This is a genomic window from Rhodococcus sp. NPDC060176, assembly GCF_042728675.1.
Taxonomy (GTDB): domain Bacteria; phylum Actinomycetota; class Actinomycetes; order Mycobacteriales; family Mycobacteriaceae; genus Rhodococcus_F.
The window spans coordinates 291,154-314,639 of sequence record NZ_JBHWYS010000004.1 but is presented as its reverse complement, the minus strand read 5'-3'; the positions used below and the strand labels follow the sequence as shown (position 1 = coordinate 314,639).

23 protein-coding genes and 1 tRNA gene are annotated in these 23,486 nt (G+C 61.2%); 14 read left to right on the top strand and 10 right to left on the bottom strand.

The window, feature by feature from the left end; genetic code table 11:
* Positions 1-484: 484 nt before the first annotated feature.
* Positions 485-886 carry a hypothetical protein gene (locus tag ACFWEM_RS21035; protein ID WP_378536630.1) on the bottom strand — a complete coding sequence of 134 codons (402 nt, stop codon included), beginning with the start codon at positions 884-886 and terminating at the stop codon, positions 485-487.
* 35 nt (positions 887-921) lie between these two features.
* Here ACFWEM_RS21035 and ACFWEM_RS21030 point away from each other — a divergent pair, with 35 nt between their 5' ends.
* A complete protein-coding gene (locus ACFWEM_RS21030; RefSeq protein ID WP_378536628.1) occupies positions 922-1,080 on the top strand; it encodes a hypothetical protein in 159 nt (52 codons plus the stop codon).
* A 414-nt stretch (positions 1,081-1,494) separates the two neighbouring features.
* Here ACFWEM_RS21030 and ACFWEM_RS21025 read toward each other — a convergent pair whose 3' ends face one another.
* The gene (locus ACFWEM_RS21025; protein ID WP_378536626.1) at positions 1,495-3,204 is read right to left on the bottom strand and encodes a hypothetical protein; all 1,710 of its coding nucleotides are present in this window, start codon (positions 3,202-3,204) and stop codon (positions 1,495-1,497) included.
* A gap of 336 nt (positions 3,205-3,540) precedes the next feature.
* Between ACFWEM_RS21025 and ACFWEM_RS21020 the strand changes: the two genes are divergently transcribed.
* Positions 3,541-3,708, top strand: coding sequence for a hypothetical protein (locus tag ACFWEM_RS21020; protein ID WP_378536624.1), 168 nt, complete (start codon positions 3,541-3,543; stop codon positions 3,706-3,708).
* A gap of 290 nt (positions 3,709-3,998) precedes the next feature.
* Positions 3,999-4,250 (top strand): hypothetical protein, encoded by a 252-nt coding sequence (locus tag ACFWEM_RS21015; RefSeq protein WP_378536622.1) that lies wholly within the window; start codon positions 3,999-4,001, stop codon positions 4,248-4,250.
* Positions 4,251-4,385: 135 nt separating this feature from the next.
* Here ACFWEM_RS21015 and ACFWEM_RS21010 read toward each other — a convergent pair whose 3' ends face one another.
* The gene (locus ACFWEM_RS21010; protein WP_378536620.1) at positions 4,386-4,949 is read right to left on the bottom strand and encodes a hypothetical protein; all 564 of its coding nucleotides are present in this window, start codon (positions 4,947-4,949) and stop codon (positions 4,386-4,388) included.
* A gap of 46 nt (positions 4,950-4,995) precedes the next feature.
* Positions 4,996-5,889 (bottom strand): hypothetical protein, encoded by an 894-nt coding sequence (locus tag ACFWEM_RS21005; protein ID WP_378536618.1) that lies wholly within the window; start codon positions 5,887-5,889, stop codon positions 4,996-4,998.
* A gap of 99 nt (positions 5,890-5,988) precedes the next feature.
* On the opposite strand from ACFWEM_RS21005, the gene ACFWEM_RS21000 reads away from it, so the two are divergent.
* Both ACFWEM_RS21000 and ACFWEM_RS20995 read left to right on the top strand, forming a co-directional pair.
* Positions 5,989-6,642: a hypothetical protein gene (locus tag ACFWEM_RS21000; RefSeq protein WP_378536616.1), complete on the top strand. Its 654-nt coding sequence runs from the start codon at positions 5,989-5,991 to the stop codon at positions 6,640-6,642.
* Positions 6,642-7,790 (top strand): tyrosine-type recombinase/integrase, encoded by a 1,149-nt coding sequence (locus ACFWEM_RS20995; protein WP_378536614.1) that lies wholly within the window; start codon positions 6,642-6,644, stop codon positions 7,788-7,790. Before ACFWEM_RS21000 ends, ACFWEM_RS20995 begins: the two co-directional genes overlap by 1 nt.
* 60 nt (positions 7,791-7,850) lie before the next feature.
* On the opposite strand, the gene ACFWEM_RS20990 is transcribed toward ACFWEM_RS20995, so the two are convergent.
* From ACFWEM_RS20990 to ACFWEM_RS20980, 3 genes are all read right to left on the bottom strand, one after another.
* Positions 7,851-7,937, bottom strand: a tRNA-Ser gene (locus ACFWEM_RS20990).
* A gap of 51 nt (positions 7,938-7,988) precedes the next feature.
* Positions 7,989-8,414, bottom strand: a complete 426-nt coding sequence (locus tag ACFWEM_RS20985; protein ID WP_020968140.1) for a MarR family winged helix-turn-helix transcriptional regulator — start codon at positions 8,412-8,414, stop codon at positions 7,989-7,991.
* Between the two features lie 128 nt (positions 8,415-8,542).
* On the bottom strand, positions 8,543-9,781 hold the full coding sequence (locus tag ACFWEM_RS20980; protein ID WP_378536612.1) for a lactate 2-monooxygenase: 1,239 nt from the start codon (positions 9,779-9,781) through the stop codon (positions 8,543-8,545).
* Here ACFWEM_RS20980 and ACFWEM_RS20975 point away from each other — a divergent pair.
* Entirely contained in the window at positions 9,780-10,769 is a 990-nt protein-coding gene (locus ACFWEM_RS20975; RefSeq protein WP_192712875.1) for an NAD(P)H-quinone oxidoreductase, read from the top strand. The genes ACFWEM_RS20980 and ACFWEM_RS20975 overlap by 2 nt on opposite strands.
* A gap of 15 nt (positions 10,770-10,784) precedes the next feature.
* Here ACFWEM_RS20975 and ACFWEM_RS20970 read toward each other — a convergent pair whose 3' ends face one another.
* A complete protein-coding gene (locus tag ACFWEM_RS20970) occupies positions 10,785-11,987 on the bottom strand; it encodes a cysteine desulfurase-like protein (protein WP_378536609.1) in 1,203 nt (400 codons plus the stop codon).
* A 132-nt stretch (positions 11,988-12,119) separates the two neighbouring features.
* On the opposite strand from ACFWEM_RS20970, the gene ACFWEM_RS20965 reads away from it, so the two are divergent.
* From ACFWEM_RS20965 to ACFWEM_RS20940, 6 genes are all read left to right on the top strand, one after another.
* Positions 12,120-12,689, top strand: a complete 570-nt coding sequence (locus tag ACFWEM_RS20965) for a bacterial proteasome activator family protein (protein WP_378536607.1) — start codon at positions 12,120-12,122, stop codon at positions 12,687-12,689.
* A gap of 64 nt (positions 12,690-12,753) precedes the next feature.
* Positions 12,754-13,626, top strand: coding sequence for an ABC transporter permease (locus ACFWEM_RS20960; RefSeq protein ID WP_378536604.1), 873 nt, complete (start codon positions 12,754-12,756; stop codon positions 13,624-13,626).
* 10 nt (positions 13,627-13,636) lie between these two features.
* Complete coding sequence (locus ACFWEM_RS20955; RefSeq protein ID WP_050655610.1) at positions 13,637-14,443, top strand: ABC transporter ATP-binding protein; 807 nt, start codon at positions 13,637-13,639, stop codon at positions 14,441-14,443.
* Positions 14,440-15,336 (top strand): glycosyltransferase, encoded by an 897-nt coding sequence (locus tag ACFWEM_RS20950; RefSeq protein ID WP_019746444.1) that lies wholly within the window; start codon positions 14,440-14,442, stop codon positions 15,334-15,336. Before ACFWEM_RS20955 ends, ACFWEM_RS20950 begins: the two co-directional genes overlap by 4 nt.
* A gap of 198 nt (positions 15,337-15,534) precedes the next feature.
* Positions 15,535-16,623: a ribosome small subunit-dependent GTPase A gene (gene rsgA / locus ACFWEM_RS20945; protein WP_378536601.1), complete on the top strand. Its 1,089-nt coding sequence runs from the start codon at positions 15,535-15,537 to the stop codon at positions 16,621-16,623.
* A gap of 46 nt (positions 16,624-16,669) precedes the next feature.
* Positions 16,670-17,497, top strand: coding sequence for a TylF/MycF/NovP-related O-methyltransferase (locus ACFWEM_RS20940; RefSeq protein ID WP_378536599.1), 828 nt, complete (start codon positions 16,670-16,672; stop codon positions 17,495-17,497).
* Between the two features lie 3 nt (positions 17,498-17,500).
* On the opposite strand, the gene ACFWEM_RS20935 is transcribed toward ACFWEM_RS20940, so the two are convergent.
* A complete protein-coding gene (locus ACFWEM_RS20935; protein WP_378536597.1) occupies positions 17,501-19,354 on the bottom strand; it encodes a glycosyltransferase in 1,854 nt (617 codons plus the stop codon).
* Positions 19,355-19,490: 136 nt separating this feature from the next.
* Here ACFWEM_RS20935 and ACFWEM_RS20930 point away from each other — a divergent pair, with 136 nt between their 5' ends.
* Positions 19,491-21,710: a hypothetical protein gene (locus ACFWEM_RS20930; RefSeq protein ID WP_378536594.1), complete on the top strand. Its 2,220-nt coding sequence runs from the start codon at positions 19,491-19,493 to the stop codon at positions 21,708-21,710.
* Here ACFWEM_RS20930 and ACFWEM_RS20925 read toward each other — a convergent pair.
* A complete protein-coding gene (locus ACFWEM_RS20925; protein WP_378536591.1) occupies positions 21,665-22,348 on the bottom strand; it encodes a class I SAM-dependent methyltransferase in 684 nt (227 codons plus the stop codon). The two genes, ACFWEM_RS20930 and ACFWEM_RS20925, sit on opposite strands and share 46 nt — an antisense overlap.
* A gap of 107 nt (positions 22,349-22,455) precedes the next feature.
* On the opposite strand from ACFWEM_RS20925, the gene ACFWEM_RS20920 reads away from it, so the two are divergent.
* A complete protein-coding gene (locus tag ACFWEM_RS20920) occupies positions 22,456-23,484 on the top strand; it encodes a glycosyltransferase (RefSeq protein ID WP_378536588.1) in 1,029 nt (342 codons plus the stop codon).
* The last annotated feature ends 2 nt before the right edge of the window (positions 23,485-23,486 follow it).

Genomic DNA, 23,486 nt, shown 5'->3' with positions numbered 1-23,486 from the left:
GTACCGACCTCGTTTACGACGACTGATAGGTTATTTGCCGAATCATAGAATACGATCGTTGCGTCGCTGCTAGGGTGGCCACCCCATTTCGAATTGCCTGTTCGACAAGGGAGGGGAGGCTGCCGCGCCTCTGCATTCGATCAAACGCATGCCCAGTGTATTCGCGACCGTTGACCACTTCCGGAGGATTGGTTCCTGGCTTTACGTCCAATTCGCGGCGGATGCTCGAAAAAATGGGATGAGCTGCAGAGACTAGGGGAAGAGGACTACCGCTCGCGATGGCGTTGACAGCTACTGAATTGGGCTGCGCGAAGAGCAGTTTCGAGCCATCGATCATCCTGGTTGCTGTACAGCTTGCGCAAACCGGGCGCGTGTACGCCGCCATGTGGAAAGTACTGTTTCCCATGGCATCTCACTACAAGCTGTTCGGGTACGCGCGAGGGTGGTATTGAGGACATCACGTCAAAGCGCTCTACGCGCCGGCTCAGGTGTTGACCTGATTTCCGTCAGAATCGGTATCTCGTGCTTGGCGGTCAGTGTCTTTGTAGTGCAGTTTGTCGTACCTGTTTACCGGAGGTGCATCCTTCTGCTCGCGGTAGAGCGCCCGTGTCAGCCAAGCACCGAAAACATCGTTGAATCCGGTGGGATGCCTTCGCGTGAGGAAGGGGGTCCACCACCACGCCACGAACACAGCAGCGAAACCGCACAAAAGGACAGGTCCGAGAATCGACCGCTGAGGAGCGGTGAGCCAAGCGAAAACGATGGTCAGGATCGACGAACTCCAGTAGATCGTTCTCGCATGACTGCGGTACATCACGTAGGGCGTGGATGCGATCAACGCCACAGCCCCTGTGGTGATCGCACAAATTGCATAAAAGGTGGTCATGGTGCCGATTCCGCTTGAGGAACGGTGTGTTGTCGGTGCACAGGACTCTTCTGCTGGACGCTGCTGTACAGGTAGTCGATTTTACCTGGAATCATCAGGATGTGGTCGTGTTCCACTGGGATGCGGTAGGCGAGGTAGTCGTGATCGGTGATCAGGGCAAATGGATGGCCGCCCTCGAAGGCGAAGACGTCTGAACCGTCAGCCTGCGAATCCTAGTCTGCTCCCACATCACAATAAGCAACTGCTGGCCAGTGTCACTTGACATGACACTGGTCGCGCAAGTGAGTCAAAGCCTGCCTTGATTAGTCGCCCCTGGACCGAGAAAAGAGACTACGGAAGCAAGTCCAAGAATTCTTGAATAACTTCTCGCACCTCCGACTCATTTTTGCTCGAATTCGAAGGATCATCCTGGTTAATTGCATTCATTATTTCAATTTGACCCCAGGCCCCCCTCAGGGTTTCGGAATCTGATGCACGCTCCGATTCGCGTTCTCTCACGTACCTCTCGAATATTTCAACTAGCGCATGCAAGGATATTTTTCCGTCACAATAATCGCGATTAACCTGCTCAGCTTCCAGGCGGTAAATTGATTGATCCGTCATGTTTTTCACTTTCCCGATAAATTGCCAAATGAGGTGGTCACAACTCTGCCCGTTTCATTGATGATAACTGATAGGTTGTTTATCGAATCATAGATCACGGTCGTGTTTCCTCTGCTCGGGGTCGCCACCCCTTCACGAATGGCCTGTTCAACCAGGGATGGGAGTATGTCGCGCTCTTGCATTCGGTCGAACGCATGCCCCGTATATTCACGACCGTTGACTATTCCAGGACGATTGGTTCCGGGCTTTACATTTATTTCGCGATCTCCGCGCCCACCCACAGGTGTCGAGGCCGGTCTGTCTCCGACGGGAATAGTCGGATCGCTAGGGGCTCTATTCCCGGCCTCACCGGCGGTGGCGGCTGCCCTGCGACCTGCGGCTTCGGCGTCTGCGGCGGTTCCGCCGCGCCGCAGAACAGCCTCCACCGCTTCTTGCACGGCAGCTCCGCCGACTCTGCCTCCTGTGCCTACGATCGGAATGAGGGAGACGATATTTGCTGCTGCGGCAGCGATCTCAGCCGGGGAATGCTCGGGTGAAGGGTGTGCTCGTTGACCGCGATTGAACCCGAACGGATCGACGGCGGCATCGTGCACGGGGACTACGAGGAAATTTCGCCACGCATCCCCGAGCGTTCCGACACTATCGACTGTTGTGTCGACCGCGCTTTCCCCGACACCCCACGCGCTGTCCCACACTTTTTGCGGGAACGATCGATCGTCGGGCGCGTTCGGATCTGGCGGGATCGGCACATTGCCGGTGAACCCGGCAGGCACGTCCCCGTGAGCTTCGGCAAGCTGATTCGCAGCTTGTTGACGTGGACTGACAGTGGGTTTGGGGCCCGGGCTGGTTGTGGTGCGTGGCGACTGATTTGGTTGCGCGGGTTTCGAAGGTGCAACCGGAGAGACTTCGCCGTGTGCTTGGGCGAGTTGGTTCGTTGCTTGTTCCTGAGAGGTCGGCGCGGGCTTCGGTCCAGGTTTGGTGGTGGTGCGCGGTGACTGATTGGGAGATGCAGGTTTCGTGACCGGAGCGGAGCCTTGGGTGGTGGTCCCGGCGTACTTACCAGCGGTGGTGCCGCTGTTCGTGGCTCCGGAAGTGTTGCCCGAGTTCGTGTTTCCACTGTTCTGCGGTTTCTGCGGACTTGTGCGCGAGGTCATCGAATTCGGCTTGGGTGCGGCGGTGTTCGTATTTTTCTGGACTTGTTTCGAAGCGACAGAGGTGGGTGCTTTCGCCTTCTTTTCCGGCGGATCAGCCAAAATCGGGTACGCGGTCGCTTCGTCGGCGTACACCTTCTGGATGAGACAGCCGCCGCGAACTTCGTAGCCGGTCGGAACACGATTGCCGTTGGCGTCGTACGCCCACGGAGCTGCGACGACCGAGATCGGGTTTCCGTCCGCGTCGAAGACGGTGACTGAGCCGTCCGGATTAACGCTCATATGCCCGCCGGGCGGGACGTCGACGGGGATTTCCGCTTCGCGTGAGGACGTCGCGTCGTGGATGAGGAAGAACGTACGACGTCCTCCGCCGGGTTCGGTGACCGTGATCTTCGACTGGCCACCCTTGACGTACTGCATCAGCGGTGAGGCGAGGGTACCGACTGTCTGGGAGAGGATCGATTCCGGCGTACGCCCACCCAACGGTATGCGTGGGCCGAACGGTGAACGACGCCCACGTACTCCGATCCCGCCGGCTGTGAATGCGGCGGCACCGACCAACACGAGTTCGAGGTACCGGTCACGGCCGTCGCCTTTGTCGAGCCCCGAGGGGGTGACCGTGGGATTTGATTCCGATTGCCCGGGAGCACTATTCGGCGTTCCAGAGGGAACAGGTCCGGGACCACGATCGGGGACCGCTGTGGGTGCGGTCGATCCAGCGGGCTGCGGGGTAGTCGGGGCGGAAGCGGAGGGATTTGAACTCTTATGGCGCCCCCCGTGGACGGGCCAAAATGACCACTACCAGCGGATACACGTCTCGCTCAATACTCCCAGATCGGCCCGAATCGTGGGTAAGTGTGGGCAAAATGTGGGCACGAGAACGCTGGCACAATCGACCGCATGGACCTCAATACCGACTGGCGGCAGCGCATGCCACCGAAGTCTCGACTACAGGATGTGCCGCGCGAGACGCCGATCGCCAGACGCAAGCGCGAGAACGAAGAGTGGACGTCGAAGTGTGGGCCGGTGACGGTGCGGAAGATCGGCGAGGGCGTAATTTCTCCGTGACGCCTTCCGGCGTACTGCTGACGTGAAGGGCTGGGCGTGAAATGTGGATAGTGGCCATAGGCAAGGCTTTGGAAGTTGGGGGTCTGGCGTTAGCGGCGAGAGGACTATTCCTCGCATGGCGACACTCCGCCGATGGCGCCCTCTTCTTTCCTGAATGGGTCCGCGACTTGAATACGTTCCCCCGTCGACGAAACGCCACCGTCTTCGCTACCGCTACCACCCTCTCGATTGGCTCAGCGGCGGCACTTGTGGAAGTCGGGGTAGATCCCAATCAGCCATTGGCGCCCAGAGTGGCCGCGCTCGAAGCGAATCTGAATGCCGCGCGAAGAGACATTTTCGAGCTCACATCTGAGCTACGCCAGCAGGCGCACAAGTTCGAGGCCGAGGATAGGCGGATCGAGCGAACCCTGCTTTCCGCCTTGGCGGAAGAAACCCGGACGCAGAGCGGCTACGCGGTGATCGAGCTACGGACGGCTGTTCTGGGACTCTCTTTGTCGGCACTTGGAGTCGTGATCCAACTTCCACAGTCACTTGGCATGTAGCCCATCCGTGCAGTTCAGTTTCTGACTGCGCGCCCCGAAGCACGGATAGACGACACTTACCACGGGTCCTACAAAAAAAGGTGCGTCCGTCCGCCGATGATAGGTTTCAACACCGATCGGGTCCAATCACATGCGTCAGGAGTGTATTTGGCGGCCAGCTACTGGCGTGACGCGAGTGGTTGAACCAAGCTGCACGATATCGTCCGGCACGTCCAGTGCCTCAAGTTTCAACTCTACGAACTGCACGAGAGTATCGAGTCCAGGAATCAGACTGAATAGAGTCCAGAAGCCCGCGAATGCCGCTATCCCAACCACCGCGATAAATGGCGCCGCGGGTGCAGTCGGAGTGAAGCATGCAACGGCCGTCAGTAGGGCCACCGAGAAGATCCCCAGAACTGCAGTGAACAGAAATGGTGCAAGGTACCTAACAGGACTCTGGTTAATCGCGCGAAGCTTCCGAAGGAACGGTTGATCGAGAAATGCGACCAAGACGGATAGCCCGGCCACAACCGCTCCGATGACTACGCCAACAGAAGCTGCCATCCACGGACTAACTGCAATGACCACTGCGGGCTGCTTCCACGCGAGAAACCCTGCCGCGGTCCCGCCGATGACACCAAGGAGCAGATCGAACCGCAGCACCTCACTGAGCTTGAAGTCGAGTGCTCCGCGTAGGTCCGCGGCGAACAATTTTGCCACTACATCCACCTCCCGATGCCTGACCGTACGATCCCGGTCCGACACATCAGGGTAGACCGCCAGCGTTCTTGGCATCGACATAGTCGGACAATGCTCGTTGTACCAATTCCATACCGCGATGAAGATCGGACCCAAATTCGTCAATTAAGACCGTATCTGATGTCATCGAGCTCCTGAACCGCACGATTGGTCCGCCATCCGTGGGTCTAGCCTCGAGCTCGATCGAAGCGTCACCGGTCTCAACACCTTCGAGTTTGGCTGCGAAATCTGCGGTATCGGTACTAAGCACTCCATTTCGCCCGGCCTGGAACTCTTCCCTCATCGCCGTGGCGTTCATGGCCCTCATGTGTTCACGGGCGCTATCGAGGTCCAGTCCTGGGTTCGAGAATTGAAGCCTTCGCACCAGTTTCACAACCCTAGGGTTAGTTTGAATCCAGTCTTGAACAGTCTTACGAGAGGTAACTAGGTCGAATTCCCAATCTGTCGGCCAGAGGTTCAACTCCCGCACCGCGTGATTCAGCACTGCTGAGAATCCATCTTGGAAGACTCGATACTGGATTCTTCGAGATGTGGCGAAAGCTACCCAGCGGCCCCCTGCTTCAAGATTGACTGCAAATGGGACCATGGTGCTTGGCGACGCGCCGGCAGACGGCGTTACCTCGCCCTTGACCCAGCTCCACGAATCGTTGTCGAATACCGTTCGCGGGTCAATCACGGTGTAGCCGAGCACGCCGGTCATATACACACCGTGCGGATCGACCGACAAGTCAGCGGCTATCCATTCGCGGTCCTGACCACCTTTGACCTTGACCACGGCTCGCGTCATTCGACTTTCGGCCAGCGTTTTCAAGTCATCGCAGAACGAATTCGCGCCAAGGGCGATTTGCCTGTCGGCGCGTCGATTTATCCGGCCAAAGGTGACGGTTCGAGTTTGACTCACCTGGCTGAACATAGTGGCTGCGAAACAGGCATCCGACTAATGGGTCGCTTTCGCCACGTCCGTAACGCACTCCAGCATTTCAAATCATGTCGATGAGACGTGCAGCCGCGTCGCGGCCGCACGTCCGCCACCATCGCGTTTTCGATACCAGTATTGCTATACAGCTACTTGAAACTTGAGCTGTTCAGTCCATCTGCGAACGCAGTCGCCATCGGGCGCAGTGTCCGGCAGAACTTCGAGGAACGCATCGATGTGGTCGCGGATGCCGGCAGGGATGACGAGGTCGAACTCGATAGCATCTTGCAACACGAGATCGACAGCAAAGGCAGGGTCACCAATATCGAGGACGCTCTCGATGTAGGTACGAGCCTCGACAGGCAGGCTGGGCAGGATCGCAGCGGCGATGATGCCCGCTTCACGATCGGCCTGCTCCTGATTCATACCGCCACCCTTCTCATGCCACCGGGCTTCGATACCGACCGGGAGGTGAAAGCAACTGGAATTCGGTCGATTTCGGCAAAGAATCTGTGGTACTTCCTGGAGGGCATGCGATCATCGAGGACGGAGGGTCTCGATTTTCCGATCCGGTCACTTCCTCCCTTTTCGAGGCTTGTGCAGGGCCAGAATTGGCGATCAACGAAGAATCCATCAGACCTGTTGGTCAGTCGAGAGATGGAGACCGACGGTACGGAGGTGAGCATGCAGACAGGCTTTGGGTACAGCAGCATTTTCGCCGAGGACGAAGACGACTAATGGCAACCATCGAGAGCTACACGACGGCGGCCGGCAAGCGCTGGCGCGTCCGCTACCGAACACCCGATCGTCGACAGACCGATAAGCGCGGATTCGCGACTAAGCGGCAGGCTCAGGACTTCGCCTCCACTGTCGAGGTCGAGAAGATGACCGGGCAATACGTGCCACCGAAGCTTGGCCGGATCACAGTCGGTGAGATTGCTCCTCAGTGGCTTGAGCGCAAAGAATCCGACCTCAAACCGTCGGCGTACAAGTCGCTCGAAACGGCGTGGCGCATCCACGTTGAACCGCGCTGGGGCAGCAAACGACTCTCAGACATCGACCTCGATGCCGTCGAACGGTGGATCGCGGATATGGGCCGGACCATCAAAGATCCGAAGGACAAAGACAAGATCCTGAAGAAGGGTAGCGGCGCAACGGTCGTGATCCGCGCCTACGGCGTGCTCGCCGGCATTCTCGACAGCGCGGTGAAGTCGAAGCGCTTGGCGAAGAATCCAGCGCGCGGCGTCGAGAACCTGCCACAGAAACAGAAGAAGCCACGCGTGTACCTCACCCACGACGAGGTTGGCAGACTCGCTGCAGTATCCGGCCAGCACAAAACTCTCGTACTCACGCTGGCCTACACAGGACTGCGCTGGGGCGAAGCGATCGGATTGCGCGTCGAGCACCTGGACCTGCTCCGTAAACGCCTGCTGGTGGTCGACAACGCGGTGCAGGTAAAAATGACCATGCACGTCGGCACACCGAAGAGCGACACGCATAGAAGCGTGCCGATACCCGATTTCCTCGTGCTCGAGTTGGCGAAGCAATGTGAGGGCAAACAACGAAGTGACCTCGTGTTCCCCGGCCGTGATGGTGAATACTTGCGCCGGTCCGTCAGCTTCACCGGCTGGTTCACCAAGGCCGTCGACAAATCCGGTGTCCCCCGCGTCACTCCGCACGATCTGCGGCACACCGCGGCAAGCCTGGCGGTATCGGCCGGCGTCAACGTCAAAGCGCTACAGCGGATGCTCGGACACGCGTCGGCGGCGATGACGCTGGACACCTACGCGGACCTGTTCGACGACGATCTCGATGCCATCGGAAGCGCCCTCGATCAGGCACGTTCTGACGCAAGTGTGGGCAAAGTGTGGGCACGAGCGGACTGATTCCCGACTAATCGGGCACGGAAAAGCCCCTCACCTGCATGAACAAGTGAGGGGCATCTGCGGAAGCGGAGGGATTTGAACCCCCGGTGGGTTTAACGCCACGCTCGCTTTCAAGGCGAGTGCATTCGGCCGCTCTGCCACGCTTCCCTGGGCGATCCTATCGGGTGTTCCCACGGACCGCGAAAACGGCTCCAGAAGTCAGCGCTCGCCGATGGCTTTGTCGACCTTCTCGAAGACGTCTGCCAGCACGTCCAGTTCCTGGGGAGTCAGCAGATCGACCAGATTGTTCCGAACCCCGGCCACGTGAGTAGGTGCCGCCTCGGCGAGGCGACGCCTACCCTCTTCCGTGATCCGCGCGAGCACGCCGCGACCATCTTCGACGCAAGTGTCGCGCACGACGATGCCCTGAGATTCCATCCGCCTGATCTGGTGCGTGAGGCGGCTCCGCGAAGACAGCACGCCGTCTGCCAAGTCACTCATCCGCAACGACCCGTCAGCTGACTCCGAGAGCATGACCAAAATGCGGTAATCGGCCAACGACAGGTCGTGTGAATCCTGCAGTTCGCGGTTGAGAACCTCCATGAGGCGCTGATTACCGTCCATGTAGCCGCGCCATGCACGCATCTCGCATGGCGTCAGCCACGGTGTCTCACCGTGCGCCGCCTGCGATGTCTCCTCGGTTGTCGCTTCAGCTGTCACAGGTTCCAAGTTTAGACCTGTGTCCGCCCGTCACAGTAAGACTCACCCTAAAGTCACGAATTGGACATCAGGATCGAACGGTCGATTTCGGCGACCGATGCCAGCCCCGCCAGCCCCATCGTGAGATCCAGGTCGGCCAGGAGACTCCGGAGCGCATGACGCACTCCGTCCGCTCCGGCCAATCCCAATCCGTACACCCACGGCCGCCCGTACAGCACTGCATCGGCACCCAAGGCCAGAGCCTTGATTACGTCTGCACCACAACGAATTCCGGAGTCCATCAGGATGTCCACCTCATCCCCCACCGCATCAGCGACGGGACCGAGAGCATCGAGTGCCGAAATCGACCCGTCGACCTGACGCCCACCATGGTTGCTCACGACGATGCCGTTGGCGCCGGCCGCGACGGCCTCACGTGCGTCGTCGGGGTGGACAATTCCCTTCACCGCGATCGGAAGTGTCGTCCACTGGCGAAGTTTCGCGATATCCGCGATCCGCACCGCGTGATTGCCGAACAACGACACCCACGTCAGAACCGCGATCTGCAAGGCTTCTGCACTCTCCTCGGGAGGCGTCGCCAGTTTGGCGCGGAACACCGGATCCGACAGGTAGTTTGCAATACCCTTCGCCTGCAGGAACGGAAGGTGACCGAGCTCGAGATCCCTTGGACGCCAACCCATACCGGGAGTGTCGGCAGTCAGGACGATAGCCTTTGCGCCCGCCGTCTCCGCTCGGCGGACAAACGACTCGGCAAGCTCGTCGTCGGCCGGCCAGTAGAGCTGGTACCACCAGTTCTCGCCGGAGGCCGCCGCGACGTCTTCGATGGTCGAGGATGCCGCCGTCGAAAGAATTGATCCGATCCCCAACTCGGCAGTGACCGAACCGACAGCAACCTCGGCGTCGTCGTGGACCAAGCCGAGCACGCCCACCGGAGCGGTGAGGATCGGTGCGGCCAACCGCGTCCCCAACACCTCGACGCCCAGGTCGCGTGCGTCGGGCGCCGCAGTCCCCCGCAACATCCGCGGCACAATCGCATGCTTGTCGAACGCCCGCAGATTCGACACCGCGGTCCGTTCGGTCGACGCGCTACCGGCGATGTATCCGAAAGCCTCCGGTGAGAGTTGCTCGCGCGCGGCATCTTCCAAGCCCGCCGCAGTCATCGGCAAAGCCGGCTTCGCGCCGCTCAGTCCCGTCAGATAGATCTCGTTCTGCATGTTCCCGAAGTAAGTCACGTCCGCGACGGTAGCGGCAAAACACCCGTCAGCGGGGAGATTCGCTAGCGTCGTATCCATGTACGCCATAACGATCGATCAGCCCGGCGGTCCCGAGGTCATGAAATGGGCGCAACAGCCCGATCCTGAACTACCTCGCGGGCACGTACTCGTCGAGGTCGCCGCGACCGCGGTCAACCGCGCCGACCTGCTCCAACGTCAAGGCTTCTACCCGCCGCCGCCCGGCGCGAGTGACATCCTCGGCCTCGAATGCTCGGGTGTGATCACCGAACTCGGCGAAGACGTCACCGGTTGGTCCGTCGGCGACGAAGTCTGCGCATTGCTGGCCGGCGGCGGCTACGCCGAGAAGGTTGCGGTCCCGGCAACACAACTTCTCCCGGTTCCCGCGGGCGTCGATCTCCGTGTCGCCGCGTCCCTGCCGGAAGTTGCGTGCACGGTGTGGTCCAACGTCGTGATGCGCGGAGGTCTACGACGCGGACAGGTCCTCCTCGTCCATGGCGGTGGCGGCGGAATCGGCACCCACGCCATCCAGGTCGGCAAAGCCCTCGGCGCCCGCGTCGCAGTTACCGCGGGTTCGGAGGAAAAATTGAACCGCTGCCGCGAATTGGGCGCGGACATTCTGATCAACTACCGCGACAGCGACTTCGTAGCATCACTCGCCGAAGCCACTGACAACCACGGCGCCGACGTGGTTCTGGACAACATGGGAGCGTCGTATCTCGGACGCAACGTCGACGCACTCGCCATGGACGGCCACGTCGTGATCATCGGAATGCAGGGTGGCCGCAAGGGCGAGGTCGACATCGCCAAGCTGATGGGCAAGCGCGGAAACATCACGTCGACGGGCCTGCGTGGGCGTCCGCTCACCGGCCCCGGCGGTAAAGCGGACATCGTCGCCGACGTCCGCGCGAAGCTGTGGCCGCTGATCGCAGACGGATCGGTTCAACCGATCGTGTCGACCGAACTTCCGATCACCGAGGCGCCATTAGCCCATCAATTGCTGGATTCGCCGGAAACCGTAGGCAAGGTCATCCTCACCGTGAAGTGAGCCGAGCGGGGTCGATCAGCCCAGGGCGCCGAGTTCGGCGACCAGCTGATTGATCTCGTACCGCGTCGTGTACGGCGCAAGGCCGACGGTGACCGCGCCACCTTCGTCATTGACACCGAGGGCGTCGAGCAGCCTGGAACCGCCGTGCGTACCGCTGACCGTCGCGATGCGCTTGTCGGCCAGATGCGCCGCGACCTTGTCTGCCGCCATGCCCTCGAGCGTGAAGCTGAGCGTCGGCACCCGCGTGGGTGCGCCGCCGATCACCATCACGTTGGGCAGGGCTGCGAGCGAACGCATGAGGTGATCGAACAGACCGTCCTGGTAGTCCTGCAGCGAGCTGATCGAGGTTTCCAGTCGCTCGCGCCGAGTTCCGGTTGCCGATTCGTCCAACCCGGCCAGGAAATCGATCGACGACGTGAGCCCGGACAGCAGCGCGAACTGATGACCGCCCACCTCGAGCCGCTCGGCGCCACGGGCATACGGATTGAGAGACACGGCAGGAATTCGGTCGAGCAATCCGGGATCTCGGAAAACGAGCGCACCGACCTGCGGACCACCCCACGACGGCGCACTGACGGCGACGATGTCCGCCCCGAGATCAGCCATGTCCACATGCGCATATGGCGCTGCACCGACGGCGTCGACCACCATCAGTCCGCCGAATTCGTGCAGACGATCAGCTGCGGCACGGACGTTCGGAGCCGAACCGACGATCGGCGACGCGGCCGTCAAGGCCACCAACCGTGTGGTCGAGGTGATGAGATCGTTGAACTGCCAACTCGGGAGTTCGCACGTTTCGATTTCGACCTCTGCCCATCGCACCTGAGCGCCGTAGCGACTGGCCACGCGAAGCCAAGGCGCGACGTTCGCCTCTTCGTCGAGGCGCGAGAGTACGAGACCGGTTCCGAGGCCCAGACGCGAACTGAGCGACTCGGCGAGCCAAGCCAACAACACCGCTCGGTCTGATCCGAGAACGACTCCCGCAGGATCTCCGCCGACCAGGTCGGCGACCGCGGTGCGCGCACTGTCGAGAATGGCAGCACTACGACGGTTCGAGACGTGGCGACCGGAGGAAGAAGATGCAGAGGCACGGAACGCGGTGGAGACCGTCCGCGAGACGGCGTCCGGGATCTGCATTCCGGCCTGCGGATCGAGGTGGATCCAGCCGTCACCGAGTGAGGGAATCAACCCCCGTACGCGGGCAACGTCGTAAGCCATGCTCGACACTCTAGGTGCAGACGCCCGCTTAGTCGAAGGCAGTCACCCAATTACCCGTCAGTACAGTTATTCGATAGCTAACTTTTTGGGGGTTACGCGGCGTTTGTCGCCCACACACGACAAGATGGAAGCATGACGAACCCCGACAAAGAGCAGGTACTCGTTATCGGACCCGACGGTCGACCCGTCGCGATGCCGGCGGCCGAGGCAGAAGCCGCCGCCTCCGGCACCACCGAAGGCGCGGAATCCGAAGCCGAGTCCGTCGCCGAGATGGTCGAGCAGCCGGCCAAGGTCATGCGAATCGGCACGATGATCAAACAACTCTTGGAGGAAGTGCGCGCCGCGCCGCTCGACGACGCCAGCCGCAAGCGCCTCAAGGACATCCACACGTCGTCCATCCGAGAACTGGAACAGGGCCTGGCACCCGAACTCCGTGAGGAACTCGAGCGACTGAGCCTCCCGTTCACCGACGACTCCATTCCCTCGGACGCCGAACTTCGCATCGCACAGGCCCAACTCGTCGGCTGGCTCGAAGGACTGTTCCACGGAATTCAGACCGCACTGTTCGCCCAGCAGATGGCAGCGCGCGCTCAGCTCGAACAAATGCGTCAGGGCGCACTGCCTCCCGGGATGAGCATCGGGGCTCCGCATTCACCGGCACATCCAGACCAACAGAGCCCAGGAACCGGCCAGTATCTGTAACCCGGACCACCACGAAGTCCGCGGGAAAACCGGCTCCGACGCCAGGCCGGTAGGCTCGACCTCCGTGTCAGCATCCGCAATCGAATCCGAGACGCCGGGCGCACCCGCGCCCGTGTCCGACTCCCAGACGTTCCGTCGTGCGTTCAAAGACCTTCGCGACGGTCTGAATCAGCGTGAGTTGTGGCTCAGCCTCGGCTGGCAGGACATCAAACAGCGCTACCGCCGGTCGGTGATCGGACCGTTCTGGATCACGATCGCCACCGGCGTGCAGGCCACCGCCATCGGCATCCTGTACGCGGCCCTGTTGGACATGCCACTCCAGGAGTTCCTGCCGTACGTGACGGTGGGCCTGATCGTCTGGAACCTCATCAATGCCTCGATCATCGAGGGTTCCGAAGTTTTTGTCGCCAACGAAGGCCTGATCAAACAGCTGCCATCGGCCTTGAGCGTGCACATCTACCGTCTGGTGTGGCGGCAAATTCTGTTCTTCGCACACAACCTCCTGATCTACGTGATCATGGTGGTCGCGTTCGGAGTCTGGCGGAATCTGAGCTGGGCGTCGCTAGCCGCGATCCCGGCGTTGGGACTTATCGTGCTCAATGCACTGTGGGTCTCGATCGTGTTCGGCATCTTCGCCACTCGATACCGCGACATCGCACCGATTCTGTCTTCGCTGACGTTGCTCCTTTTCGTGCTGACACCGATCATGTGGACAACGCAAAGCCTCGAGGCTCAGGGCGGCGCCGTCCGAGATCGCGCAAAGATCGCCGAACTCAATCCGCTGTTCCATTACCTGGACATCGTCCGCGCGCCGATGATCGGGCAGCCCCAAGAGCTTTACCACTGGTACATCGTCATCACGATCACCGTGGTCGGGTGGGCCGTCGCCTTGCTGGCGCTTCGCAAATACCGGGCCCGCGTGCCCTACTGGGTTTAGGGACATCGCAATGACCGAACATGTGAACATCTCAACGCACAACGCCTGCGTCGACTTCCCGATCTTCGACGCGAAGTCCCGGTCGATGAAGAAGGCATTCCTCGGCAAAGCAGGTGGCGCCATCGGCCGCAACAGTTCCGATGTCGTGGTCGTAGAAGCCCTGAAAGACATCACGATGAACCTCAAAGAGGGCGATCGTGTAGGGCTGGTCGGCCACAACGGCGCCGGAAAGTCCACCCTGCTGCGCTTGCTCTCCGGAATCTACGAACCCACTCGAGGATCCGCCAGTATTCGCGGACGCGTCGCACCTGTTTTCGATCTCGGCGTCGGCATGGACCCCGAGATCTCCGGCTACGAGAACATCATCATCCGCGGCCTGTTCCTCGGTCAGACCCGCAAGCAGATGCTCGCGAAAATGGACGACATCGCCGAATTCACCGAACTTGGTGATTACCTCTCGATGCCGTTGCGCACGTACTCCACCGGCATGCGCGTGCGCGTTGCCATGGGCGTCGTCACCAGTATCGATCCCGAGATCCTGCTACTCGACGAAGGCATCGGGGCTGTCGACGCCGAATTCATGAAGAAAGCTCGCATCCGGCTTCAGAAGCTGGTGGAACGCTCCGGCATCCTGGTATTCGCCAGCCATTCCAACGAATTCCTCGCCCAGCTGTGCAACAGCGCCATGTGGATCGACCACGGCCAGATCCGCATGCAAGGCGACATCGAAGACGTCGTGCGCGCCTACGAAGGTGACGACGCCGCAGAGCATGTGCGCCACGTCATCAAGGAAATGGAACGGGAGAGCACCCCGTGAGCGCACCCGAGAAAATCATCGGGGTCGTCGTCACGCACAAGCGGCGTGAACTGCTGGCCGAATCCCTGAAGGTCCTCAGCACCCAGTCGCGGCCGCTCGACCATCTTGTTGTCGTCGACAATGCCGACGAAGCCGATGTGAAAGAGCTCGTCGACAACGCTCCACTGCCGACCAGTTACATCGGTTCTCAGCACAACCTCGGCGGTGCCGGAGGATTTGCTCTGGGCATTCTCTACGCACTTTCGCTCGGCGCCGACCGCGTCTGGCTCGCCGACGACGACGGGCGCCCGGAGGGTCCCGAAGTCCTGGAAACACTGCTCGACTGTGCAATTCGAAACGACCTGGCCGAGGTCTCCCCCGTCGTCTGCGACATCGACAACCCCGACCGCCTCGCTTTCCCACTTCGCCGCGGTACGTCGTGGCGCCGGTTGCGTTCCGAACTCGGCGACGAGGATCTCCTGCCCGGCATCGCGTCTCTCTTCAACGGCGCACTGTTCACCGCCGACGCGATCGATGCCGTCGGAGTTCCGGATCTACGCCTGTTCGTTCGCGGTGACGAGGTCGAGGTACACCGTCGTCTTGTGCGCTCCGGCCTGAAGTTCGGTACCTGCCTGCAAACTGCCTACGTCCACCCCAACGGCGCGGACGAGTTCAAGCCGATCCTCGGCGGACGCATGCACACGCAGTACCCCGACAACGACACGAAGCGCTACTTCACGTACCGCAACCGTGGATACATCCTCGCCCAACCGGGAATGCGGAAACTGCTTCCGCAGGAATGGGTTCGGTTCGGCTGGTACTTCCTGATCACACGCCGCGATCCGGCAGGACTGCGCGAGTGGATGCGACTGCGCAAGCTCGGCCGGGAAGAAAAGTTCGAACGCCCGAGTTGAGTCAGCCGTCCTGAGTTGAATCAGTTACCCCCATCTCTCTTAAATCAGTTGCACAGTCGCGTCTGCGGCTGAGAGCATTCTGATCCGACGCATGGTGCGTCCCGAGGTTTACGAGGAGTGAGTATTGATGACTGTCGTGTTCCGCAGTTTCAGCACCGTCAACATTCACACTTCTTCATACTCGAGGACACACTCACCATGTCGGAAAACCGCACGCCCCTGACCGAATACGGTTGGAACCCAACACTCTCGACTAAATTCACTACCCTTGCCTCACCGGACTCCGCACCCGGGCGCGTTCTTCGCGTCGACCGCGGACGGTGTGACGTGGCCACCGCCGAAGGCACCGTCCGCGCACTCAGCGGCAGCGATCCGCTCTGCACGGGCGACTGGGTGTCCGTGGTCGAGGTGCCGGACTCACGCGAGCCCGAAATGCACACGGTCACTTCGATACTCCCCCGATCGAGCAGTATCGTCCGATCCTCGGCATCCGGAAAATCGGAAGGCCAGATTCTGGCGGCCAATGTCGACACCGTCGTCATCGCCACGGCTTCGGACGGCGACGTCGATCTCGGGCGCATCGAACGGCTACTCGCACTCACTTGGGAGAGCGGCGCGACACCTGTCGTCGCACTTACCAAATCCGATGCAGCTCACTATATCTCCGACACTCTCGCCGAGGTCTCTGCTGTTGCGCCCGGCGCAACAGTGCTGGCCGTCAGTGCCGAGACCAACGAAGGAATGGATGTACTCGATGCAGTTCTGGACGGCACCGTGGCGATACTCGGTCCATCCGGCGCCGGTAAGTCGACGCTCGCGAACGCCCTCCTCGCCGACACAGCGCTCCCCACAGAAACCACCGGAAACAACCGACTCGAGACCGGTCGCGTTCGGGCCGGCGACGGAAAGGGACGCCACACCACCGTCACCAGAGAGTTGATCCCCTTCTCCGGCGGTCGGACGCTGATCGACACACCCGGCCTGCGAGGGGTTGGGATGTGGAACGCGGCAGAGGGGATCGACAAGGCGTTCCCCGAGATCGAGGAGCTGATTGCAGAGTGCCGGTTCTCCGATTGCGCACACAACTCCGAGCCGGGATGCGCAGTCCTGGGCGCACTCGGGCGCGGCGATATCGATGAGCGAAGACTCGCGAGCTACCGGAAACTACAGCGAGAGAACGCGTGGAATGCTGCGCGAAGCGATGCTCGTCTGCAGGCAGAGAGGACGCGGGAGATCAAAGTGATCTCCCGACAACTCAAGAGTCACTACCGCGGTCGCGAACGGTAGCGAACGAATCCTGGCAGCATGGGGGTGATACCGACGAGAGGTTGCCATGTTCGAGCGGTTCCGTTCAAGCGCCAGGACCAAGCTTCAGCGTGCGGTATCCGAGGTGGTCGAGGCCGCCGACCGGCGCAACGCAGATCGCACGCAACAGATCCTCGATGCGCTGACGCTCTCACGTGAGGAACTGGCCGGGGCCCGCGGTGACATCGCGGGCCTCCGGTTCAGGATCGACGAGCTGGAATTTCGTCAGCGACGGGATCTGGCCTACGCCGTGGACCTGGAAGCGACGGCGTCGACTGCGAAGTTCATCCTCGAGCACCTTCGCGTCGCGGAGACATTCGGCCACCCGCACGACACGCTTCGCCATGCCCTGAGTTTGATCGAAATACCCGGTATGGCACTCGAATTCGGCGTTGCCAGCGGAACCACACTCAGGATCGTCTCGGAGGCATTCACCGAACGCGAGGGAACCGTCGCGGGTTTCGACGTGTTCTCCGGCCTTCCGGAGACTTGGCGGACCGGGTTCCCGGCCGGCGAGTTCGCTCAGGAATCCATACCCGAAGTCCCAGGGGCGCAACTTGTTCCGGGCCTCTTCGAGGACACCTTGCCCTCGTTCCTGAACGACGAACCCGGCCCCGTTGCGTTCCTGCACCTCGACGCCGACCTCTACTCGTCCACCAAGACGGTGCTCGATCTCCTCGGCGACCGACTGGTACCCGGGTCGATTGTCGTCTTCGACGAGTTCTTCAACTATCCCGGATGGAAGCAGCACGAGTACCGGGCGTGGACGGAGTTCGTCACACGCACCGGCATCTCGTTCGAATATCTCGGGTACACCGTCGACAACGAGCAGGTCATCGTCGAGATCACCAGCTGAGAATCACTTCTCGTAAAGACGTGCCCAGTTCTCTCGACTCGTGAGTTCCGGCATCGCAGCACGGTACTTCGCCGACACGGCAGGGGCTTCCTTCTGGAACCGACGCAGTAGCTTGACCGTTCGGACAAGGAGAGCGCGCGCCGTAGCCTTGTCTCTCTGCCGGATGCGTACCCCCGATTGCGAAGCATCGGTGACGACAACATGGTCGAACCGCGAGATGTGCCACCAATGCGCGTCTTCGCGCGGGATATTGATCAGTCCGCCGCGGGTGCGACCCAACCACTGGTCCACCGCACGCTTGGCCAGGATCACTCGCATCAGGCTCGGTTCGCCGCCGGCGCGCTCGGTGTGGAGTTCGTTCGAGGGAACCGGAGCCGTGGCAGCGTCGTGTTTGATCGTCTCCGCATATTGCGCTCGGCCGGCGCGGATACTTGCCATCGCCTCGATGCCGCCGTCCCGCAACGCCTCCGGACCGTCGAGGTAGTCCTCGATGCCCTTCAGCGTCGTGAATGCCAGGCCGTATTGCATTCCGACGAGGAATTCGGAGATCTGACGGAAGAACTGACGTGAGAGTCCCTTGGTGTCAAGGTCGCTGTGCAGTGACCCGACGACGAGCGAGTTGCGCGTACTGAAGTAGCGCGCCCAGTCGTCGAAGTCCTTCCAGTAGAAGTCGGCATGCCACACGGCAGCGTTGGGCAACGTGACGGTGACGAATCCCGCTTTCCGAGCACGGATTCCGTACTCCACGTCATCCCACTGGAAGAAGATCGGAACGGGCAATCCGATGGCTTCGACAACTTCGGCGGGAATCAGGCATGTCCACCAGGCGTTGTATCCCGCGTCGACTCGACGCTCTTGGCGCTTCTTGAGCATGCTCGTGTTGATGAGAGCCTTGGGCACTCGCTGCCCGTGGTGCAGGGTCTTCAGATCCACGTCTTCTGCGCCGACATTGAGAAAATCGGGATTGAGCAGATACATCATCTGCGCACCCACCAAAGTCGGTTCCACCGTCATATTGGCAAAGGCATTGAGGCGCAACACTGTTTCCGGCTCACACAGAATGTCGTCATCCATCAGGATGACGTCGGCGACATCCACCCCCGTGGACGTCGCCTCGAACAATCCGCGTGAAAAGCCGCCTGCTCCACCGAGATTCGGCTGCTGAAGATACTGCAACTTGTCGCCGAGCTTGTCTGCCGCCTCGACGAAGCGCGCCCGATCTTTCACCAAGTCGTTACCCTGATCGACGACATACACCGAACTGATGAGGGCACGCACGGTAGCGTCGGAGGCCAGCGCAGCAACCGTCTCGGCGCAATCGTCGGCCCGATTGAAGGTGCAGATCGCCACCGAGACCGGGCGAACCGTCTCCGGAGCTGCCACGGTCCATTCCAAGTTCTCGATCACCATCGGAGCGTCGAGGGAATCCACCTCGAGCCACAGGGCGCCGCCGTCGACGAACTTGTCCAACGGTGAGGTCAATGCGACCTCCGAAGACCCCGATCCGTCGCGTGTTTCGAGGATGCGGCGATGCCCGGCGATATCCGAAGCGACCATCCGGACGCGGAACCGGCCCTCGCTCTCGATTCGCAGCGATGCCTCGACCTCGGTGACAGTCGTCCACCGCTGCCAGTAGCTGGCGGCGAAACGCCCGAAGTAGGTGTTGGTGCTGATCCGCGCGCCCTTGTCGAGAGCAACTCGGTGCCGGGTCCGCTCACCGGAGCCTTTCCGGAACTCGACGTACAGGTCGTCGTTGACTATCGGCGACATCCCGACGAACACGCCGCGCTGGACCACCAAACGGTGAGCCTTGACCTGCCCGTTCTCCGGCACCCCCGCCTTTACCTGCTCGGGCATATGACTCCTACCGTGAATCTTGAAAAAGCTGTACCTGTCACTCGCAGGGTATCCGAGGTGGAATTGCCCCCGAAACTCGAAAACACGGCCTCGGCTACTGTCTCTGGTGCATCCACCCGTGCGACCTGGAGATCCCTTGACACTCGAACAACCCGCTCCCACCCGTCGGGAACGCTGGAGCTGGGGCGCTGTGATCCCAGCAGTCGTGTGCCTCGCATTCTTGGCGATCGTCACGGTGGACCCTCGCTACTTCTACGTCGACGACACCGAATCCGGTGCTGTCGGCAACTGGGTTCAGCTGGGCCATCTGATGAGAGAGGGTCAATTCCCGTCCCTGGTCCTGGATCAATGGATGGCGGGAAACTATCCGGTCGAAGGCCAGGGTGGGCTGTGGAACCCGGTACAGATCTTCATCAACTACATCGCACCGTCCGTCGACAATCTCGCTCTACTGGCCACGCTGGTCAAGCTGGCATTCGCGATCATCCTCGGGTGGGGCGTCTATCGAGTCTGTCTCGAATACGGAGCTCGCCCTTATTGGGCGGCCGTCGCCGGAAGCGCAGTTCCCTTTGCCGGTTTCACTCTGTATTTCGAGTACCCGTCGTGGGTTACGTCGGTGATCGGAATGGCGTGGGTGGTGCAGGCATGGGCAAGCGGCATTCGCTATGCCCGCGGCCGGTCGGGGCCGATACCGGTGTTCGTCTTCCTCTACCTCGCGATCAGCGTCGGCTACGTCCACGCGGCATTGATGGCCGGAGTGACCGTCGGGGCACTGATGCTGGGCGAATACATCCGCAGTCCGCAATGGCGGACAACGGTGAAGCTCGGTCTTGTCGGCATCGCGGCCGCCGCCTGCGGAGCCATCACATTTCTGCCCGGCCTGCTCTCCTCTGCGGTCACCTGGCGCACCGGCGAAGAAGGCACGTTCAACGACAACTTCCTGACCGCTCCGTGGTCGGAAACGCTCACAGCGAGCATTCCGTCGTCGGTCTCGAGCATCGAGTCCTGGACAGGTGAGACAACCTACGCACCGATCACGTACATCGCGTGGTTCGCGATACCGGCGCTGGCCTTCATCGGCTGGCGGAAAGCACAGGGGTCGCTGCGCGATTTGGTAACCCCGCTGCTGCTGCTGGCGTTTATTCTGCTGTTCACCGCGGGTCCCAGCGACATCGGTCAGATTCGGTGGCCGGCACGGCTGCTTCCCTTCGTCGCGGTGTTCTCCCTGGTGTTGCTCGGTGTGCTGCTCAGTCGATTCGGGACTTTGGACAAGCTGCGATCCCGCGTCACCGCTGCAGCGTTGATCGTGTTCGTCTTGATGATTCGCGCCAGTTCCTCGGGTCCGCAGTACTTCATCCGACATCTCACCTGGGCTGTCGTGATCATCGCCGTCGGAGCACTCGCCATCTACCTCGGCCGTAGGTACGGAGCCCCGGCGATCGCTGGTCTACTGATTCTCACCATCGCTCCGGTGACCCTTTATCAAGTGATCGCGTATCCGCAGGCACTGAACAAGTGGTACCTACCGACCAGCCAATCCGAAGCCAAGGCGAACTTTCCGGATTTCCCGGGCACGACCCTTCAGCTCGGCAATCGCGCGCTGATCCGAATCGATGCCGAAACGACCGAACTACCGTGGACTTCGCAGGTGTACGGAAACTACGCGAAAGTCCTCGATCTCGACTACGTGAACGCGTACACCCCCGTCGGCCACGCCGACTTCGCATCACTGTTGTGCATGGGATTCGACGGTTCGACCTGCGACGACGCTTATCGAAATGTGTTCAGGCCGGACGAATACACCGGCAGAACCAGCGCAGACCTGATGCTGCTCGACCGCGTCGTCCTTCAGCGCAAGCAGTACCCGGGCGCCGACAACGAGCCCGCCCCGCCCGGATGGCACTGGGCAGACGTGCCCGAGGTCGCCCAAGAACAGATCTACATCCTCGAACGCGACGCCGGCCCGATCTCCGGTCAACCGGGCCGAGTGTCCGCAACGGTCAATGCCGACGCACGGTCCGAGTACATGAGCGTCAAGAGCGAGCGTGTACGAGTCAGCTCACCGGGCGGTGGCAGCGTCGTCTTCGCACGGTTGGCATGGCCGGGCTACACCGCGACCCTCGACGGCGAACCCATCCCCACCAAAGGTCTCGGCGGAACGTACCTCTACGTCGATCTGCCTCCAGGCACGGACAACGCCGAACTCGTGATCAACTTCCGGTCTCCAGGACAGCGGATCGGTTTCGTCGGAATGGGCTTCGGACTCGTTCTCCTCGCCGGTCTCTCCGTGATCTACTACCGCGACAGGCGTCAGAGCCTGGACGGAACCTCCGCGATCACCACGGACTCGTTGTAGATGAACGGCTTTCCCATCCACCGAGGAAAGGGGAACGACAGCGAGCGCCTGACGACAAGACCGTTGTCCGCACAGATCTTTTCGAGGTCGACGCCGTCGAGGAAGACGGTGTGCGTGGGATCGCTGGCGAAGCCACGCTCCTGAGGGCAGATCAGCATGACTGTCGCGCCCGGTTCGAGGAAAGGAAGGTACTCGGCGACGATGCCGGAGGCTTCGCCCGCCGGAAGGTGCTCGAGGAGATGCGCCATCAGCATTCCGTCGAAGGTTCGCGGATCGCTATCGGCGTGAAATTCCGCCGACGAGTACGCCTCGAAACCGAGCGATCGGCAGAACTCCACCGAATGTTCGTTGTGGTCCACCCCGACGCTGCCAGGGGGAAGATTACGCAGATTCCGGCCGATTCCGCAGCCGACATCGAGGACTCTCCGGCCACCGAGGAATCGTCTGATATTCCACTGATAGGGCGCTTGGACATTCAGGACGCGCTTCCATCTGGCGCCTTGTAGCTCCCGCAACCTCGCGGTGTACTCGGTGTCGGTGGTGTCACCGCCGTCAGCCATGTCGGCTCTCCCAGGAACGCCGGTGTTCTCGCGATTGTTCTTGCGTCGATCGTTGGTGTGATCTTCGAACTCGGCCACCGGGACTCACTTTCGTCGAGTGATCCGGATCATAACTACACGATTCGCCGACACGTACGCCCCCACGCCGAGAAGCCGACCCCTGGCGACGTATACACTCCCCGCCTGTGAAGACCGATGGCACACCCGAGTCGGTGCAACCGCACCGAATTTCCGTCGTCGTGCCGGTTTACCAGGGCGAACGCACTCTCAATGCTCTCATCGACGAGATACTCCCCCTGACGAAAACGCAGACCACTCCCGGCGGGCGACCGCTGGTCGTCGAAGAAGTCCTTCTCGTCTTCGACCACGGTCCGGACGGATCAGCTGCCGTCATCCGTGAACTGGCGAGACGACACGACTTCATCCGACCCATCTGGCTCTCACGCAACTTCGGCCAACACCCGGCAACACTGGCGGGAATGGCATCGAGTGGGGGCGAATGGGTCGTCACCATGGACGAGGACGGCCAGCACAACCCGGCGGACATCGGTGGACTCCTCGACACTGCACTGGACCAACAAGCCACCCTCGTCTACGCGCAACCAGTGAACGCGGCACCCCACGGAGCGCTACGGAACGCGGCGTCGAAGTCGTCGAAATGGCTGACCACCAAGATTCTCTCGTCCGAGAACTCCGTGAAGTATCAAAGCTTCCGCCTCGTCCTCGGCGAGGTCGGACGGTCGGTCGCCGCATACGCCGGATCCGAGGCATATCTCGACGTGGCGCTCGGCTGGATCGCCGGCGAGGTCACCACCAGTCCGGTTCAACTGCGCGAGGAACGCGGACGCGCATCCGGATACCACCTCAGAAGCCTGCTGTCGCATTTCTGGCGAATGGTGCTCTCCAGCGGCACCAAAGGCCTTCGCATGGTCAGCCTGATCGGTTTCCTGTTTGCCGTCGGTGGCCTCGTCATCGTCCTCTACGTGTTGGCGTCGTACGTGTTCTTCGACGCCGGCGTCGAGGTACGTGGATGGGCGTCGACGATGATCGTGATGCTGTTCGGTTTCGGGGCAGTGCTCTTCTCGTTGGGTGTGATCGCCGAATACATCGGTGTCGCGGTCAAGACAGCAATGGGAAAGCCGCCGTATCTCATCGTCAGCGACCCCGCGGCAGGCCCATTGGGGCGCCGGAACGCCACCGAGCCACCCGCGTAGCA